A 2,007-nucleotide genomic window follows, 5' to 3' on the forward strand; every position below is an offset into this window, starting at 1 on the left:
GCCGAACACTTTGCCGGACTGACCGACCTCTCGCCCGAAGAACGCTTCGAATACCATATTTGGCATAGGGGGCAAACCGGACAGCTCGAAGTCGAAGGCGCGCTGGCGCACCTGCACGGCAGCATTGTCGATCAACGCGAAATCGGCACGCATTACGTCTTTTTCGTTCAGATCAACGAAATCCGCAATACCGACACGCAAGCGCCGGCATTGCTGTATTTCCGTAGGCAATTCAAATCTTTGGCATAAAAAGGAATTAATTTTTAGGTGAGAATAGCAATCCTAGGACTCGGAGTTATCGGAACGACTTATGCCTATGCTTTTCAAAAAGCAGGCCATCAAGTAAAACACATACTTAGAAACAGTAGGCGGAACAATGCTCCAAAATCTATCTCGGTTAATTTGCTAGATGGTCGCTGTAATTCCAAAGGGGAAAGCAAACATGATACCTATGAGGTTCAAGTGGCTGAAGCTCATTCAGAATATGATTTTATTTTTCTGAGTGTGCGTTATGGTTTTGTTAAAGAAGCCGTGAAAACCTTGCGAGAAAATAATATCAAAGGAACTCTAGTTTTCTTCTGCAATTTCTGGAATACTCGAAAAGAGATCCAGGAGTGGGCAGGAGAGTACGACTATATTTTAGCTTTTCCGACAGCTGGTGGACATATGACCGAGGATCATTTGGACGGCGTTCTGTTCGACCATTTAATGCTAGAAGGTGAGCAAAAAGCAAAAATTCTTAATTATGTCAATCTGACGACTTTACTGACCTCTGTAGATTTGAAGTGGGAAGTTCCTCATGATATGGTCGAGTGGATTTGGATTCATATGGCGATTAATGCGGGGGTTACTTCAACAGCTGCACGTTCGGGAAAACTAGAAAACCCGGAAGAATTAGCCCTAAACTTGATGAATAGTTCTTCGGAATTATCATTAGCTATCAAAGCCATTCGAGAGGCTTTGAAAGTCGTTGAGGCACGTGGCGTAAATTTGAAGCTTTATAAAGCTGAGCTCTTACCTTACAAAATTCCTGCTTGGCTTGCCGGAAAAGCTATGAAAGTCATGTTTGCTAAAAATGAAATGACCCGAAAGATTATGACATTACACAATGACAAACAAGATATCCTCTATTGTTGTCAAAGTGTCTTTCAGACAGGTCAAGAGTTAGGTATTGAGATGCCCATTCTGGAAGCAAATATGAAGGGGATTTCGATCTAGAAGGTTTTAAGGATCTCAGGCCGTCTGAAACATCGGTTTCATTTTTTCAGACGGCCTGAGACTTTTTCTGTTTCACACATTATAGGCACACCCATGAAAGCAATGATATTGGCCGCCGGTCGCGGCGAACGCATGCGCCCGCTGACCGACCACACGCCCAAACCTTTACTCGAAGTAGCAGGTACACCGCTTATCGGCTGGCACTTACGTCGCCTGCGGCAGGCCGGATTCACTGAAATCGTCATCAACCATGCCTGGCTTGGTCAACAAATCGAAGAGACATTAAAAGACGGTTCAGCCTACGGCGTACACATTGCCTATTCTCCCGAGCGCGCCGGAGGCCTGGAAACTGCCGGAGGCATTGCCACCGCCCTGCCTCTTTTGGGCAACGAGCCGTTTTTGGTCGTCAATGGCGACGTGTTGACCGACATTGATTTCCAAGCTGCACGACTGGCTGCCCAGCGCATACAGGAACACAACCTTCTCGCCCATTTGTGGCTGGTGGACAATCCGCCCCATCATCCCAAAGGCGACTTCGGCCTGCTTTCAGACGGCCTGGTATCCGCATCATCCACAGACGGCCAAGCCATGACTTTCAGCGGCGTGGGCGTTTATCATCCCGCGCTTTTCAAAGACACCCCGGCACACCAGGCTGCCAAGCTTGCCCCTCTGTTGCGTCAAGCCATGAGCCAAAACCAAATCAGCGGCGAATACCACAACGGCCTTTGGTTGGACGTCGGCACAGTCGAACGCCTGCAAGAAGCCGACCGTATCGCCCAAAGCTGGTAA

General features: G+C 47.8%; 3 protein-coding genes. All 3 read left to right on the plus strand.

Translation table 11 applies throughout. The features are described 5' to 3' along the window. Positions 1–249 (plus strand): flavin reductase (locus ACTHS3_RS12020; protein ID WP_440368040.1); only part of this gene is annotated, 249 nt, incomplete at its 5' end. An 18-nt stretch (positions 250–267) separates the two neighbouring features. Then, positions 268–1,218, plus strand: a complete 951-nt coding sequence (locus ACTHS3_RS12025; protein WP_070625199.1) for a ketopantoate reductase family protein — start codon at positions 268–270, stop codon at positions 1,216–1,218. 93 nt (positions 1,219–1,311) lie between these two features. After that, positions 1,312–2,007 carry an N-acetylmuramate alpha-1-phosphate uridylyltransferase MurU gene (gene murU, locus ACTHS3_RS12030; RefSeq protein WP_070625201.1) on the plus strand — a complete coding sequence of 232 codons (696 nt, stop codon included), beginning with the start codon at positions 1,312–1,314 and terminating at the stop codon, positions 2,005–2,007.

Source organism: Neisseria sp. P0009.S007, assembly GCF_051962515.1.